This window comes from Enterococcus sp. DIV0774, assembly GCF_050539095.1.
In the GTDB taxonomy this organism is placed as follows: Bacteria; Bacillota; Bacilli; order Lactobacillales; family Enterococcaceae; genus Enterococcus; species Enterococcus faecalis.
Genome location: NZ_CP172923.1, coordinates 1,800,429 through 1,816,419, shown reverse-complemented (window position 1 = coordinate 1,816,419; position 15,991 = coordinate 1,800,429). Strand labels below are relative to the sequence as shown.

Here is a 15,991-nt window from a genome sequence, read left to right as displayed (position 1 = left end):
GGGGAGAAATACACAATGACAGAAAATGGACAGATTGAGTGGTTGCCGAAGCAAATCAGTTTTGCTTTAAACAAAGTTAGAGGAAATTTAGAGACATTTAAAGAATTAGTTCCACCCGCGGCAAGTTTAAATCAAATTTATTATCCTGAAGAAAATATTGACTGGACGGCCAGCTTTTGGCCAGGAATGTTATTTTTAGCAAAGGAATTAACAAATTCAACAGAGTTCGATGAGGTGATTGCCACACAGATGGCTTCTTTTCAACATCGCTTGGATGAACAAATTGAGCTGGAAACACATGATATAGGCTTTTTGTATATTTTAACAGCCATTGCTGATTATCAAGTCAATGGTCATGAGGCCTCAAAAGAAATGGCCTTGCAAGCTGCGGACTTATTAATGAAACGTTATTCACCAAAAGCCAAGATTATTCAAGCTTGGGGGAATTTAGACGATCCAGAGCAACGAGGTAGAATGATTATTGATTGTTTAATGAACTTACCATTATTATACTTTGCAGCAAAAATGACTGGCAAGCAAGAGTATTATGAAGCTGCCTACAATCATGCGAAACAAACACAAAAATATATTGTGCGAGAAAATCACACCACGTTCCATACGTATTATTTTGATACGGAAACAGGCGAAGCTTTATACGGTAAGACGCAGCAAGGATACTCAGACGATTCTTGTTGGGCTCGCGGCCAAGCCTGGGGAATTTACGGCTTTACGTTAAGTTATTTATATACAGGAGATAGTAGTTTTCTGGAAACAGCCAAAAATGTTGCTGATTACTTTATTCAAGAATTACCAGAGGACAAAATCTGTTACTGGGATTTAATTTTCAATGAAGGGAGTGAAGAAGAACGTGATAGCTCATCTGCTGCAATTGCTGCATGTGGCTTACTAGAATTATCTCGTCAGCTTCCATTAAATGATGAAAAACATGGCTATTATGAAAAGGTTGCGCTAGAACTATTACAAGCATTAGCGGAAAAGTATACAACGGTTTTACGACCAGAGTCGAACGGCCTATTGCTTCATGGTGTCTATGATAAAAAAACAAATACAGGAGTCGATGAATGCATGATTTGGGGCGACTACTTTTATTTGGAAGCGTTAACTCGTTTAGCGAAAAGCTGGTATTCTTTTTGGTAATTCATGGAGGAAAACTCCTAAAAAATAATAAATAGCGGAGGTAGTACAAATGAAATTTTGGAAAAAAGGCTTAACAGCGGCAGCGTTGTTAGCAGTGGCGGCAGTAACTTTAACAGCATGTGGTGGTTCAAGTGAAAAGAAAGCAACTGAAAAGAGTGAAGATGGCAAAACAAAATTAACAGTAACTACTTGGAATTATGACACGACCCCAGAATTTGAGAAATTATTCAGAGCTTTTGAAGCGGAAAATCCTGATATCACTATTGAACCGGTGGACATTGCTTCAGATGATTATGACACAAAAGTAACAACGATGCTTTCATCAGGAGATACGACGGATATTTTAACCATGAAAAACTTACTTTCATATTCTAATTACGCGCTACGCAATCAATTGGTGGATTTAACCGATCACGTTAAAGATTTAGATATCGAACCTGCCAAAGCAAGTTACGAGATGTATGAAATCGATGGTAAAACCTATGCTCAGCCTTACCGTACAGATTTCTGGGTATTGTATTACAATAAAAAAATGTTTGATGAAGCCGGAATTGCCTATCCCGATAACTTAACTTGGGACGAATATGAAGCGTTAGCGAAAAAATTATCTAAACCAGAAGAACAAGTATATGGTGCCTATCAACATACTTGGCGCTCAACCGTTCAAGCGATTGCTGCTGCTCAAAATAATGCCAATTTGATTGAACCGAAATACAATTATATGGAAACTTATTATGATCGCGCATTGAGAATGCAAAAAGATCAATCACAAATGGATTTTGGAACAGCAAAATCAACAAAAGTAACGTATCAATCACAATTTGAAAATTCAAAAGCGGCGATGATGTACATGGGTAGCTGGTACATGGGGACTTTATTAACCAACATTGATGATGGCAAAACAAATGTCGAATGGGGGATTGCCGAAATACCACAACAAGAAAAAGGCAAAGCAACTACCTTTGGCTCACCGACAAGTTTTGCAATTAATAAAAACAGTAAAAAACAAAAAGCTGCTCAAAAATTCTTAGACTTTGCTTCAGGTAAAGAAGGTGCAAAACTTTTAGCAGAAGTAGGGGTGGTTCCTTCTTATAAAACAGATGAAATTGATAAAATCTACTTTGCAAGAAAAGGAATGCCTTCAGATGAAGTCTCACAAAAAGCCTTTAACCCAGATACAATTAATTTAGAATTCCCATCTGATAAAAACGGTGCCGCAATTGATAAAGTATTACAAGAAGAACATGATTTAATTATGGTCGGCGACGAAAAACCAAAAGATGGTATTGTTAACATGGAAAAACGTGTCAAAGCAGAGATAGACTAATTATTATTTCCAGCAAAAACACAAAAGATTGATGAAAAAAATAAGCTGAAATGAGTAACCTACAATGAATTTCAGCTTATTTTTTTAAATAAAGAATGTAGCTTGAGTTTGGAAGGAGGGCCTGTTAAGTTCACTTAACAGAATACAATTATGGAAATTACTTCAAAAACAAAAACAGCAAATAAATTGAGACGAAAAAATACGTGGACTGCGTTATCTTTTATCGCACCAAACTTTATTGGCTTTTTCCTCTTCACTTTAATCCCGGTTATCTGTTCACTGATTTTAGCTTTTATGAGTTGGGATTCTTTTTCAACTCCTGAATTTGTCGGAATGAAAAATTTCACCAAAATGATTCATGATGATACGTTTTGGATTTCGTTAAAACAAACGTTTATCTATACGATTGGTGTTGTTCCGTTAACATTGATTTGCTCATTAGGACTAGCGATTTTGTTGAATCGTAAAATTAGAGGGATGAAATTTTTTAGAACGGCTTTTTTCTTTCCTTATGTAACGTCATTAGTTGCGATTGCGGTCGTTTGGAATATGCTATTTCATCCAACGATGGGACCAATTAATCAATTTTTGAAATTATTTATTGAAAATCCTCCTGGCTGGACATCTAGTTCTACTTGGGCTTTACCAGCAATTATCATCGTTAGTGTGTGGCGCTTTATGGGGTATTATATGATTTTGTATTTAGCTGGTTTACAAAGTGTGCCAAGAGAATTATATGAAGCAGCGTCAATGGATGGCGCGGGTAAATGGAATCAATTTTTAAATGTTACCTTACCTTCACTACGACCAACGACCTTTTTCGTGACTATCATGCTTGTAATTAACTGTTTCAAAGTGTTTGACTTAGTTCAAGTTATGACTGGTGGTGGACCAGGACGTGCAACGAATGTGTTAGTTTACGAAATTTACAATGAAGCCTTTGTCAAATTTAATTTTGGTTATGCATCAGCCATTGCGATGGTCTTATTCATCATCGTTCTAGCGATTACTGTGGCTCAATTTAAATGGAATCAACATCAAGAGAAAGTTTAGGAGGAGAAAAGATGGAAGCAACTTTTTCAAAAAAAGAAAATACTCGAAAAGCAAAAACGAAAAAAGCAGAAAAAGTCACACCTGGTGGGATCCTTGTAATCATTCTCTTAACTTTACTTGCGTTAATTACTTTGGTGCCTTTCATTTGGATGGTTTCAGCATCATTTAAAACAAACAATGAAGTTTTCACCATTCCAATTCAATGGATTCCTAAAAGTTGGCATCCAGAAAACTATTCCGTTATTTGGGAACGCATTCCATTGTTAACTTTCTTTAAAAATACGTTATTTTTAAGTATTGTGATTACGATTATTCAACTATTTACTTCAAGCTTTGCAGCATATGGCTTTTCAAAAATGAATTTTAGAGGAAGAGATACACTTTTTATTACGTACATCGCAACAATTGCTATTCCTTGGCAATCGTATATGATTCCACAATTTATTATGATGCGTCAATTAGGTTTGACTGACACGTTATGGTCACTTGTTTTATTACAAGCATTTAATGCATTTGGGGTCTTTTTACTGAAACAATATTACAGCAGTATTCCAGATTCACTATGTGAAAGCGCGCGGATTGATGGGTTAAGTGAGTGGGGAATTTATTGGAAAATTATTTTACCATTAACCAAACCAGCTTTAGCCAGTCTCACGATTATTACTTTTGTGAATACATGGAATGACTATATGGGACCTTTCATTTATTTATCTTCTACTGAGAATAAAACGATTCAGTTAGGTTTGAAAATGTTCGTCGGTTTATTTGATGCTGAATATGCCTTAATCATGGCCGCATCAGTGGTTTCTATTTTACCAGTAGGGATTGTCTTTTTAGCAATGCAAAAATACTTTGTTGAAGGTATTGCTACATCTGGAATGAAGAATTAGGAGGAAGTTTGAATGTTTACTAAGCAAACCTTTGATAATAATATCTATATGAAAATTTTTCGCTGGCTTTACATTTTATTTATCGGTAATCTAGGGCTTCTCTTAGTGAACATTCCTTTTTTCATAGCGGTGATTAGCTTAGACATTGATCCACGAAACCTCCCACTTTTTGTAGTAACGTTGCTGCCGATGGGGGCAGGGATGATTGCACTTTTAGGTTTAATCGATACTTTTAAAGAAGAAAAAGAGCTGGATCCGTTTAAAACTTTTTTCCAAAAGTTTCGTCAGTTTGGGTTAAGAGGCTTTCTTATCAGCTTGCTAGGCTTAGGAAGTAGCATCATCAGTGTGACAGATATATTCTTTTTTGCCAAAACAACGATTGGTAAATGGTTTATTCCATTGATGGTCCTTCTGTTAATTTTTGGGTTAGCTATTATGCTGAATGCTTGGTATTTTCAAGTACGAAACCCGCAAGCTTCTTTTAAAGATGTGTTTCGGATTTCAATTTACTATGGACTGCGGAAATGGTATGTCAGCTGTCTAAATGTTTTTTTACTATTCTCAATGTTTGCAATGATGTTTTTGAAGCCACAGTTTGGGTTTGTTGTAACCCCTGTCCTGTTCCTAGGGATTATTTATTTAAATACTGGGAAATTGCATGAAAAGCAAAAAAAGAATAAATAATTTTTACCTAATAAGTAATCTCGATTTTCAGGAAAATGAATGAAGGTGGGATTGCTTATTTTGTTCTTGCCTTGTTTATTAAAGTGGAGGGAGCGAACGAATGAAGAAAAAAATAATTATTTTAAGTAGCTTTTTGATAGGTGCTATTTTTGTGCTCGTTATTTTTACTACCAGCCAGCAAAGTATGATTAATAACGAAGCAATCCAAGTCGAAGAATTGATTGTTTATGGTGATAAAAATATGAATCGTGTAGCGAAGCAATTCTCTGATCAGAATAATTTAACTTCGTTTGGGAAAAATTTCTGGCGCAAAACGTATAACGGAAAATCACCCACTCAGGAACTACTGAAGGTTGCAACGAAGGATTTAGTACAACATAAAATGATTAAACAGCTGGCGACGGAGTTAGAAATAGCCCACTCACAAACATTTGGGCAAGAAAAAAAAGAATGGCAAGACCAAAAGAGCAGTTTAACGCTCTGGCAATTTCTAGATGCAAAAGATCAACAATTACAGGACCAAATAAAAGAGAAATTAATGGAGAAAGAAAAGCCAACGCAAAAAGAATTGCGGCAGGCCTTTGAGCAATTGGAGGATAAATATAAAAAGACCGATTACTTTATTGAAGCAATTGAAATTCCAACTTTTTCAGGTAAGCAAGCAGAATTAGAAAAAATAGCCGAAGCAATCTCTCCGAATCTATCTTATGAGGAGACGTTATTGGAGTGGCAAAATAAATTACCTAATCTTGTTATTGCATCGTATCAATTGAAGAGTGCAGAAATCCAAAAAGAGGATATTTATTCGTTGTCTGTTGGGGAGATTCTTAGTGAAAAAGCTGTTGGTACCGTGGTGAAAGGATACCACGAAAACCAATACTTTTATATTTTTAATAAGGAAGGAGGGCAACTTTTACAGTTTGAAGAAGCACCACAATTTGGCAAAAATGCCTATATCAACACATGCTACAAAGAGAAATTAGCTACGTATCAACAAGCAACCAAAGTAGACTTGTTGGAGAAAGACAGAGAAAAGTTTTTTCAAAATTATCAAAATAAAAACAGTTAAGGAGCAGAAAATGAGAAAAAAAGCGTATTTTAAAAGTGTAACCATTTTCCTTTCTATTTTGCTTGTTTTTTCCCAGCTTCAATTATTTAGTCTTCCTGCTTATGGGGAAACAGTGAGTGATCAACCGTTACTTTTTCGTTCAGTAGGTGTCGCTCAAAATGGAACGACCTACTATGTGGATGGGGAAGGAGGAAATAATGCCAATGATGGGCAGTCTCCAGCCAGTGCTTGGCGTGATTTTGAAAAAGTGAATCAGACGGAGTTTCAGCCAGGCGACCATCTTTTGCTGAATGCGCAAAGTACCTGGAATAACCAATTGTTGCATCCAAAAGGGAATGGGACAGCGGCACAAAAGATTGTCATTGATTTTTATGATACGAATGACAAAGGAGAAACCATTTTTGAAACAACACGGCGTCCGATTATTAACGGTGGTGGCACCTACAGCACAGGGACTTTCAAACGTGCAATCTCAGGGGCCGTGCAGTTAGTGAACCAAGAATATTGGGATATTTCAAACTTAGAAGTGACAAATACACCAGAGCTAGATAATCTCGAAGGCTATAAGAAACCAGGAGATGCTCAAAGAGCGGGGATATTAGTCCTAGGATATGAACAAAATCGAACGTTCAATAGTGTCACGATAAGGAATAACTATGTTCATGATGTTCAAACAGAATATTATTTGAATCTAAGTGGGAATACTGCAACCAAACGATTAAAAGCGGTAGGTGGAATTATTGTTTTAGGAAGTTGGTTTGATGAGAATGGCAATGTAGTAACGGCAGCTAATGATCATCGAACAACGACTGGATTTAATGATATTTTGATTGAAAATAATGTGATTCAGCGAGTGGGACTTGAAGGAATTAGAACAAAAGCTGATTCAGATACCTCAAGAGGCAACACTTTCTACAAAACGTTTTCTAATATTACGATTCGTAATAACTATTTAGAAGATATTGCTGGCGACGGAATTGTCTTGTCAGAAGCCAAAAGTGGCGGTGTCGTCGAAGGAAATGTTGCTGTCCGAATGTGCAATGCCGATTATGGTACACAAAATTACGCGGGCGTTTGGGCAATGTCTGTAGATGACGGACTGTTCCAATATAACGAAGTATACGGAATCAAATATGGATTTAACGATGCCGAAGCTTATGATGTGGACATGCAGTCAAACAATGTTATTTATCAATATAACTATTCACATCATAATACTGGCGGCTTTTTATTGCTTATGTCTGATCAAAAAAATTCGGTTATTCGTTACAATATCTCAGCTAATGACGGCGGTGGTAACCGAGGAACAGGTAAAGACAATCCAGGCGGAGCTGGTGGCTACAATTATAAAGAACAAAGCATTTTCCATTATTGGGTAAAAAATGATGGAGCGGCAATGCCAACTATCCACAATAATACGATTTATGTTGGCGACGGCATTTCAACGTCATTATTTGGTGAAGGAAATAGTTCTGACAACAGTGGTACAGTAGCCAATTTTTACAATAATATTTTATACAAAGAAGGTACCGGACAATTAAAATTCTTATCTAATTATCCAACAAATGGGACACAACCAATTGAACGTAAAATGGTCGATAATCCAGAAAAATATTTCAAAAATAATGTTATTTGGCCAAAAGAAATTGCTACAGAAAAAAGTGGTGCAACTGTTGCAAAATTAGTATCAAGTGGAAACATTTTTGAAAAACCACAATTAGAAATCACAGATAACCCTGAAAAAGTGAAAGAGTTGGCAGAGCAAGAATTTACGACATTGAAACCAACAAAAGATAATGTGGTTGAATTTACTTCCAAAGAACGCTTACGTCAGCGAGCACAAATGTTCCAATTAAAAGAAACCTCGCCAGCGATTGGTAAAGGCTTGTCGGAAGTGAACAGTGCGGCCGAAGACTTCTTTGGAAATAGCTTGAAAAATAAAGTTTTAGATATTGGTGCGCAACAAGCATCCACAATTGAAAAAAGTATTCGTTATCAAAATCAAGTGTTAGAAATTAGTTCGGCAACAGGTGTGTATCCTAATTTGCCAGAGCAAGTTGAACTAACGTACGAAGAAGTCGTTAATGAGGAAGTGGTTGCGACAGGCAAAAAAGAATTTAAGTTACAATGGGAAGCAATCCCTCAAGAAAAAATTAATACAGCAGGTACAGTTGAAGTTGCAGCAACAGTTATCGGCTTACCGATAGATGCTGTCAAAGTAACAGCCAAGGTCTCTTTTGAGGGTGAACTTGGTGAAGGAAAAGACACCGTTAAACTAAAAACAGCTCAAACTGCCTATGTTCAAAAGAGTGATGGTAACCGAGCATACTCTGCTATAGCAGGCGGTACCGCTGCCATTAGTTCAGGAGACGCCTATAAATATCCTTATGGAGTAAACTATACGGGCAATTACGCATTAAAATTAAAAAATGCTAGTTCTGCGGGGTATAATCGCCGGATTTACGTTGAAATTGATACACAAGAATTGAAGAACTATCAATCACTAAAAAGTGCCAATTTAGAACTAAATGTGATGCGTTATGATGTGTGGAATGGTGCTGGCAATACAAATGATGAACGTTTGAAAAATACGCAGTTCCAAGTAGATGTTTATGGAACAGATACTAATTGGATGAGTAACACCATTACTTGGAATAATGGTCCAAATAATTTAAATGTACCAAATGAAGAAGTTATTGCTCGACAATCTTTTACAAATAGTTCAATTATGAATAATCAAAATACAATCTCTATTGATATTAGTAACTATCTACGGAAGCTAATTCAAAGTGGTGAGACAATTCCAGCCAAGTTAAGTTTCTTATTAGCGATTACAGACAGTCGTTTGCCTGGTTATGATTCTGATAATGCTGGGTTTGATGCTTTTTCAAAAGAAGGCGCACAAAAGGCCTATCAAGACTTTTTAGCAGGCAAATTGACCTTGCCAACTGGTCAACAGCTAACAGAGGATAGTTTAGCTCCTAAAATTGTTTTATCGAATGTTTTCGAAGTCAAACATGAGTCGATTGAGGTTGCGACAGAAGCGGGTCAAGCCCCTAAACTACCAGAAAAAACAACTATTTTTTATTCGGATGGTTCACAACGAGAAGTGACTGTCAATTGGTCAGAAGTTCCAGCATCTTCTTATCAAAAAGAAGGAACATTCACTGTTGTAGGACGAGCAGCAGGTGTCTCAATGCCAATTATTGCCAATGTAAAAGTCACCGCTAAACATATTGTTGGATTCAAGGAATTGCCTACGCTGGATCGACTAACAGGCACCTCGCGAGGCGAACTGAATTTGCCAACTGAAGTAATTGCAAAATTAGATGATGGTAGCGAAACGAAATTGAAGGTTATTTCTTGGGATGACGATGTTAGTAATTATTCGCCAAGTAGCCCGCCAGGTACTTACCAGTTCCCTGCTGCAGTAGAAGAAAAAATAGGAATTGCGAATCCTGATGAACGAAAAATCTTCCAAGTCGTGCAAACTCATGCGATTCCTGAAAGAGTTCAATTTGCTACAGAAACAGCCACTATAAAATCAGGCGAAAATTATCAAATTCAATCTAAAGTGATTGGTCAAGCGCCGCACACAGAAACGGATGCTTGGAGCTCGCAAGTAACGTATGAGTTGGTTACACCAGATGCTGGCAATACAGTAAGTGTAGATGAGAACGGTCTGATTAGGACAGAAGCAACGACTGCTGCAGGAAATTATCAAATCAAAGTAACAAGCAAAGTTTTACCGGTAGTGACTGCACAATTTTCAATTAAAGTCACAAAATAAATAAACTGTTTGAAGAGACTGGAACAAGAATTGCTGTAGCTTGCAATCTTTCTAGTCTCTTCGATTATCTAGAATCAATAAATATTCTATTGCCTACTATTCATTCTTTTTAAAACAAGGTAAAATAATAAATGAAAGTAAACGATAAAGGTGTGTAGACAATGAATACTATCTTAACAGGTGATCGTCCAACTGGTAAATTGCACCTAGGACATTACGTAGGTTCCTTAAAAAAACGAGTAGAAATGCAAGCAGACCCTACAAATCAATTATTTGTCATGATTGCAGATTTACAAGCATTGACAGATAATGCAAAAAATCCCGAAAAAGTTTCAGCCAATGTTTTAGAAGTTGCTTTGGACTATTTAGCAGTTGGTTTAGACCCTACGAAAACAACAATTTTTATCCAATCGCAAATTCCACAGTTAGCTGAATTAACAATGTACTATCTAAATTTAGTGACCACGTCACGTGTACGTCGGAATCCAACGGTCAAAGCAGAAATTGAGCAAAAAAAATTTGGGGAAGGTGTTCCGACAGGATTCTTTATTTATCCCGTTTCACAAGCTGCTGATATTACTGCCTTTCAAGCGAACTTAGTCCCAGTTGGGGAAGACCAAAAACCAATGTTGGAACAAGCGCAAGAAATTGTGCATAGTTTTAATCAGACGTACGGTGAAGTTTTAGTTAGACCGGAAGCTGTGTTACCACCAAAAGGCATGGGACGCTTGCCAGGAATTGATGGAAACGGAAAAATGAGTAAGTCTTTAGGCAATGGTATTTATCTTTCAGATCCAGCTGAAGTGGTACAGAAAAAAGTAATGAGTATGTATACCGATCCAAATCATATTCGTATAGAGGACCCAGGACAAGTTGAAGGAAATATGGTCTTTACTTACTTGGATGTCTTTGGGAAAGAGAAAGAATATATTGAAGAATTAAAAGAGCACTATCGTCATGGCGGTTTAGGAGATGTGAAAATTAAACGTTACTTAATTGATGTCCTAGAAGAAGAACTCGCACCGATTCGTCGACGTCGTGAAGAGCTGGCTAAAAATCCAGAAGCGATTATGGAAATGTTGCATAAAGGAAGTCTTGCTGCTGAAAAAGTGGCAGCACAAACCTTAACAGAAGTCAAAAAAGCGATGGGAATTCAATATTTCTAAGCAATAAAAGAACTGGAACAAGTCAAAAGAAGAATGACTTGTTCCAGTTCTTTTTAAGTGGTTTGAAATTGACTATTATATAAGCTGGCGTAAAGAGTCGGAGCTTGTAATAGTTCCTGATGCGTTCCTTTTTCAATAATATCGCCATTTTTCATCACTAAAATTAAATCAGCATTTTCAATCGTAGATAATCGATGAGCGATAACGAAGCTTGTTCGATTTTCTGTGACAGTTTCCATCGCTTTTTGAATATGGGCTTCTGTTCGTGTGTCCACACTCGAAGTTGCTTCATCGAGAATAACAACGGGCGGATTTGCTAAAATGATTCGGGCGATGGTTAATAACTGTTGTTGCCCTTGTGATAATGCACCATTTTCGCTAGAAATAATTGTGTCATATCCTTGAGGAAGGGTCCGAATAAAATGATCACATTGAGCAATTTTAGCTGCTTCAATTATTTCTTCACGAGAAGCATCTTTTTTTCCATAGGCAATATTATCTGCTACGGTTCCTTCAAATAGCCAAGTGTTTTGTAAAACCATGCCAAATAAATTTCTTAGATTTTGTCGAGAAAGTTTCGTAATATCAATCCCATCAAAAGTAATGGCGCCTTGATTTATTTCATAGAAACGCATTAATAAGTTAACTAATGTTGTTTTACCAGCGCCGGTGGGTCCCACAATGGCCACTGTTTTTTTCGGTTGAACAGAAAAATCAACATTTTTCATTAAAATTTTTTCTGGTGTGTAGCCAAATTGAACATTTTTAAATTCAATGGCTCCTTTAGGAGAAGAAATAGTTTCTAAATGAGTTGCTTCTGGCTGTTCATCAGCTTCATCTAAGATAACAAAAATCCGATCAATGGAAGCCATCGCTGCTTGAATTGAGTTAATGACATAAGAAGCGGTAGAAATCGGCTCAGAAATTTGGTTGATATATTGCAAATATGCTTGCAAGAAACCAATCGTAATACCACCAGATAAAACGAGCATTGCGCCTAAGATAGCACTAATAATAAAAGCCAACTGATTGATAAAACGAATAGCTGGATAAATCGCAAAATTTAGAAACTGTGCTTTTTTAAAGGCACGATAATGTTGTTGATTAACAGCATCAATTGTTTTTTCAGCATTTTGCTGTTGATTAAAGGTTTTTGTGACCAAATTTCCTGCTAAATATTCTTCCATCTTATTATTTAATTGACCTAATTCAGCTTGACTTTGATCAGCAAACACCTTGTTTTTATTCGCGATTTTTGTCGTCATGAAAGTACTGCCGCCAATTAGGAGCAACACTAAAATGGTTAATTTTGCATCAATATAGAACAACATGATTCCTGCAAAAAGGATAGTCACGACGGAAGTGAAAAATTGGTTGATGCCTGTTAAAAGAACTTGTGACAATTGGTTTAAGCCAGTTGTTGAACGACTAATGATATCGCCCACTTGGTGATTGTCAAAGAAGGCCATTGGTAAAGTTTTAAACTTTTTTGTCACTTCTTTTCTAATTCTTAAAGTAACCCGTTCGCTTAAAGAAGCCATTGCTCGTTCCTGAATAAAAGAAGTGATACTACTAATGATTGAAAAGAGAATTAAAAGTAAGACGGGACCTAAGAGCGCTTCTTCAACTAAAGGAAGTGTCATACCTTTGAGCCCGACACGCTTGATAGCTTCTAAGAGGTTATCAATCCCGATTGCCATAATATAGGTCATGGCAACAATTAATAAGTTTCCAATTAAACTGCAGATCATTAGACCATAAAAGATTGGATGCTCAGGTTTAATCATTTTCCAGAAACGTTTAAAGCTTTGAAGATTCATTGTTTTTTTCATTGTATGGCTTGAAAAGAAAACTTTCTTTCAAGCAGTCACATCCTTTCTTTAGTTACTTGGGTAAGATACCTTGCGATTTAGCAAAGTCTTGGTAATAGCTATTAGTGGTAAGTAAATCAGCGTGGGTGCCTTGACCAACAATCCTTCCTTCATCTAGGACGATAATATTGTCAGCGTTCATGATTGTACTTAACCGTTGAGCAACAATGAGTAAAGTTTTGTCCGACATTTGTGCATGTAAAGCGGCACGTAGAGCGGCGTCAGTTTTGTAATCTAATGCGGAAAAGCTATCATCGAAAATATAAACGTCTGCCGGTTTGATTAAGGCTCGTGCAATACACATTCTTTGTTTTTGACCACCAGAATAGTTGGACCCGCCTTGTGCTACGAAACTTTCAATCCCTTGTGGTAAGGAATCGATAAATTCAGAAGATTGTGAAATTTCTAGTGCCGTTCTTATTTCTTCTGTAGTTGCTTTGGCATTTCCCATTAATAAGTTTGATAAGATTGTCCCACTGAAAAGAAAGGCTTTTTGTGGCACATAACTGATGACTTGGCGAATCGTTTGCTGAGATAATGAGCGGATATCTGTGCCAGAATAGCTAATCGTGCCGGCTGTGACCTCATTTATTCGTAAAAGTAACTTAACTAAAGTACTTTTACCAGCGCCAGTTGCCCCAACAATCGCCGTTGTTTTTCCTTTAGGGATGACAAAACTAACATTTTCTAAAACAGGATCAGCTGTTTCTGTGTATTGAAACGTGACGTGATCGAAGCAAATCAAGGCTTTCTCAGGATGATAAGCAATGGTTGCTTCAGTATGAGGATCGCTAATTTCAATTTCTTCTGACAAAACTTCTTGCAAGCGATTCAAGGAAGCAACGGACCGTGGAATGACAACTAATACCATAGCCGCAATCATTAAGTAGGCCAAAGTTAGAAGCGTATATTCAATCACAGCTGTAACGGTGCCAATTTGTAGGGTGCCTACTGCAACTAAATTACCGCCAAACCACAAAATAGAGGCGTACACAACGCCCATTAATAAAAAGGCAACGGGAGTAATCCAAGCAAAGATTTGATTCACTTTACTCATGCGTTCAGCATAATTTTTAAATGTTTGATTGGTTCGCTGCTCTTCAAAGTCTTGATTATTGAACGCACGAATCATATTAATTCCAGTAAAGAACTCTCGTAAAGTCGTAGTAATTCGATCCATTTTTGGTTGAATTTTTAAAGATAAAGGGGTACCTTTTTTCATTAAAAAATAAACAACGACTAAGTAAAATACGATGGAAGCCAATGTTACCCAAGCGAGTGAAACTGAATAAGAAAATGTCATCACTAAGGCAAATAAACTAATAATAGGCGCTGGAAAGATTAATTGGCAAAACAGCACAATCATTGTTTGAACATTGTCTACATCGTTGGTCATTCTAGTTAGCAAAGAATTTGAACCAAATTTATCAACATTTTTCATCGAGAATTGTTGAAATTTTTTAAAGAACAATCCTCTAACTTGAAAACCAAACTTAGCAGCTACTAAAGCAGACAAATAGCTAGAAATAATTGCGGCAATTGTTCCAATGAATGCCACAAGAAACATTTGTATGCCAATCGTTTTAATTACTTGTTGGTCACCGCTAACGATGCCCACATCAATCAACTTGCCAACTAATTTAGGGACGCCAAGGGTTCCTGCGATTTGCAAACAGATGGTTAAAGTTGTCGCAAGAACAATCCATTTATTTTCTTTAATAAACTCTTTCATTAATTTCATGAAATTTCCTCCTTAAACAATACCGTTTTAGCTGTTACAAAGAGTCATTGTACACGTTCAAGTAACTTGAATGTCAACAGTAGAAATGCTAAACTTTTTGATGGAGGGAACAGTATGGAAAAAAATTACACAATAAAAGATGTTTCTGAGTTGTTAAATATCCCTAAGTCCACGATTCGTTATTGGGACGAGCAAGGGTTGATTAGTACAACACGCAATGAAGAAAACGGATATCGAACCTTTGATTTAGAAGATTTGTTCAAAATATATGATATTGATTTTTATCGAAAAATGGGGATTCCTATCAAAGATATGTTGAATTTATATAAAAAGACTCCTACCGATCTCTATGCCACCATGGAAGCAACAGAAGAACAACTGGGGCAAGAAATAAAAAGGCTTCAGCATAAATACAAAGAAATCAAGAAAAGAAAATTACATTTACATGCGTTAATTGATTTAGAAACATTGGTTTTTTCAGATGAACCAATTCCTTTTGATAAAATTGTTGTTGTTGATATTGAGGATCCAGAAGAGATGAAAGTTTACATGGAACACATTTCAACTTTAGGTATTTACGGGGATTTAAGTGAATCCAATGAATTGACGTATGGGATTTGTTTGGCAAATCATGTGAATAAAAAAAGTTTAGACAAAGTGATTTGGCTCAAAGAACCAAGTAGCCAATACAAAGGCTTTATTTTAAAAGTCAATACACAAGATACCCGTTTGAATAATATCGAAGAAGTAAAAAAGCGTTTAGCAAAACAAGGATTTGAAACAGGCATCGTTGTCGGGGAGCATATCTTGACACAACTAGAAGAGGAAAATCAATATATTGAATATTATTATGGTTGGATTGAAATTTTAGGGGAAAAGTAAAACAATTAAAAAAAGGAACTAGCAATAGCAAATGTAGCTAAGCTAGTTTCTTTTTTTATTTATAACAAGAAACCCAACATATTGTGTGTGCATAAAGTCAAATAGAAAAATAGTAGTGAAATAGCTAGTAATAATAAAGAACCAGCTTGCATTAAAACTGCAAAAAAATAAACTACAATTAAACGAATTGCTCTAGTGTTTTTACGGATAAAATTCAAAAATAGTCCTCCTCAAAAATAATTAGAGGATAACCTTTGTGAAACTATCAAGTTCTCAGGTTTTATAAAACAAATACACACTAGCAAAATCGCTTTATGAGTGAGGCTTATCCAATTATTTTTAAGGTTCTTAAACAGTTGT

11 protein-coding genes are annotated in these 15,991 nt (G+C 36.3%); 9 read left to right on the top strand and 2 right to left on the bottom strand.

Features of this window, described 5'->3' with window-relative positions:
- The first annotated feature begins 15 nt into the window (after positions 1-15).
- From IGL86_RS08760 to trpS, 8 genes are all read left to right on the top strand, one after another.
- Positions 16-1,158 (top strand): glycoside hydrolase family 88 protein, encoded by a 1,143-nt coding sequence (locus IGL86_RS08760; protein ID WP_002362143.1) that lies wholly within the window; start codon positions 16-18, stop codon positions 1,156-1,158.
- Between the two features lie 49 nt (positions 1,159-1,207).
- Positions 1,208-2,485, top strand: a complete 1,278-nt coding sequence (locus tag IGL86_RS08755; RefSeq protein ID WP_033625870.1) for an ABC transporter substrate-binding protein — start codon at positions 1,208-1,210, stop codon at positions 2,483-2,485.
- Positions 2,486-2,635: 150 nt separating this feature from the next.
- Positions 2,636-3,538, top strand: a complete 903-nt coding sequence (locus IGL86_RS08750; RefSeq protein ID WP_002356840.1) for a carbohydrate ABC transporter permease — start codon at positions 2,636-2,638, stop codon at positions 3,536-3,538.
- Positions 3,511-4,428, top strand: coding sequence for a carbohydrate ABC transporter permease (locus IGL86_RS08745; RefSeq protein WP_002383582.1), 918 nt, complete (start codon positions 3,511-3,513; stop codon positions 4,426-4,428). The genes IGL86_RS08750 and IGL86_RS08745 overlap by 28 nt, the downstream gene beginning before the upstream one ends.
- A gap of 12 nt (positions 4,429-4,440) precedes the next feature.
- Positions 4,441-5,112 carry a hypothetical protein gene (locus IGL86_RS08740; protein WP_002389950.1) on the top strand — a complete coding sequence of 224 codons (672 nt, stop codon included), beginning with the start codon at positions 4,441-4,443 and terminating at the stop codon, positions 5,110-5,112.
- Between the two features lie 100 nt (positions 5,113-5,212).
- Positions 5,213-6,181: a hypothetical protein gene (locus IGL86_RS08735; RefSeq protein WP_033625869.1), complete on the top strand. Its 969-nt coding sequence runs from the start codon at positions 5,213-5,215 to the stop codon at positions 6,179-6,181.
- Positions 6,182-6,191: 10 nt separating this feature from the next.
- Entirely contained in the window at positions 6,192-9,971 is a 3,780-nt protein-coding gene (locus tag IGL86_RS08730) for an Ig-like domain-containing protein (RefSeq protein ID WP_033625868.1), read from the top strand.
- 161 nt (positions 9,972-10,132) lie between these two features.
- Positions 10,133-11,137: a tryptophan--tRNA ligase gene (gene trpS / locus IGL86_RS08725; RefSeq protein ID WP_002356846.1), complete on the top strand. Its 1,005-nt coding sequence runs from the start codon at positions 10,133-10,135 to the stop codon at positions 11,135-11,137.
- A 53-nt stretch (positions 11,138-11,190) separates the two neighbouring features.
- Here the strand turns inward: trpS and IGL86_RS08720 are convergent, their stop codons facing one another.
- Positions 11,191-12,969: an ABC transporter ATP-binding protein gene (locus tag IGL86_RS08720; protein WP_002374418.1), complete on the bottom strand. Its 1,779-nt coding sequence runs from the start codon at positions 12,967-12,969 to the stop codon at positions 11,191-11,193.
- 52 nt (positions 12,970-13,021) lie between these two features.
- Complete coding sequence (locus IGL86_RS08715) at positions 13,022-14,749, bottom strand: ABC transporter ATP-binding protein (RefSeq protein ID WP_002359874.1); 1,728 nt, start codon at positions 14,747-14,749, stop codon at positions 13,022-13,024.
- Positions 14,750-14,815: 66 nt separating this feature from the next.
- On the opposite strand from IGL86_RS08715, the gene IGL86_RS08710 reads away from it, so the two are divergent.
- The gene (locus IGL86_RS08710) at positions 14,816-15,631 is read left to right on the top strand and encodes a MerR family transcriptional regulator (protein WP_002395516.1); all 816 of its coding nucleotides are present in this window, start codon (positions 14,816-14,818) and stop codon (positions 15,629-15,631) included.
- Positions 15,632-15,991 lie beyond the last annotated feature (360 nt).

What these genes read in the sequence shown, in the direction of transcription:
- IGL86_RS08760 (WP_002362143.1), top strand. Translation starts at nt 16, where the DNA reads ATGACAGAAAATGGACAGATTGAGTGGTTGCCGAAGCAAATCAGTTTT.
- IGL86_RS08755 (WP_033625870.1), top strand. Translation starts at nt 1,208, where the DNA reads ATGAAATTTTGGAAAAAAGGCTTAACAGCGGCAGCGTTGTTAGCAGTG.
- IGL86_RS08750 (WP_002356840.1), top strand. Translation starts at nt 2,636, where the DNA reads ATGGAAATTACTTCAAAAACAAAAACAGCAAATAAATTGAGACGAAAA.
- IGL86_RS08745 (WP_002383582.1), top strand. Translation starts at nt 3,511, where the DNA reads ATGGAATCAACATCAAGAGAAAGTTTAGGAGGAGAAAAGATGGAAGCA.
- IGL86_RS08740 (WP_002389950.1), top strand. Translation starts at nt 4,441, where the DNA reads ATGTTTACTAAGCAAACCTTTGATAATAATATCTATATGAAAATTTTT.
- IGL86_RS08735 (WP_033625869.1), top strand. Translation starts at nt 5,213, where the DNA reads ATGAAGAAAAAAATAATTATTTTAAGTAGCTTTTTGATAGGTGCTATT.
- IGL86_RS08730 (WP_033625868.1), top strand. Translation starts at nt 6,192, where the DNA reads ATGAGAAAAAAAGCGTATTTTAAAAGTGTAACCATTTTCCTTTCTATT.
- trpS (WP_002356846.1), top strand. Translation starts at nt 10,133, where the DNA reads ATGAATACTATCTTAACAGGTGATCGTCCAACTGGTAAATTGCACCTA.
- IGL86_RS08720 (WP_002374418.1), bottom strand. Translation starts at nt 12,969, where the DNA reads ATGAAAAAAACAATGAATCTTCAAAGCTTTAAACGTTTCTGGAAAATG.
- IGL86_RS08715 (WP_002359874.1), bottom strand. Translation starts at nt 14,749, where the DNA reads ATGAAATTAATGAAAGAGTTTATTAAAGAAAATAAATGGATTGTTCTT.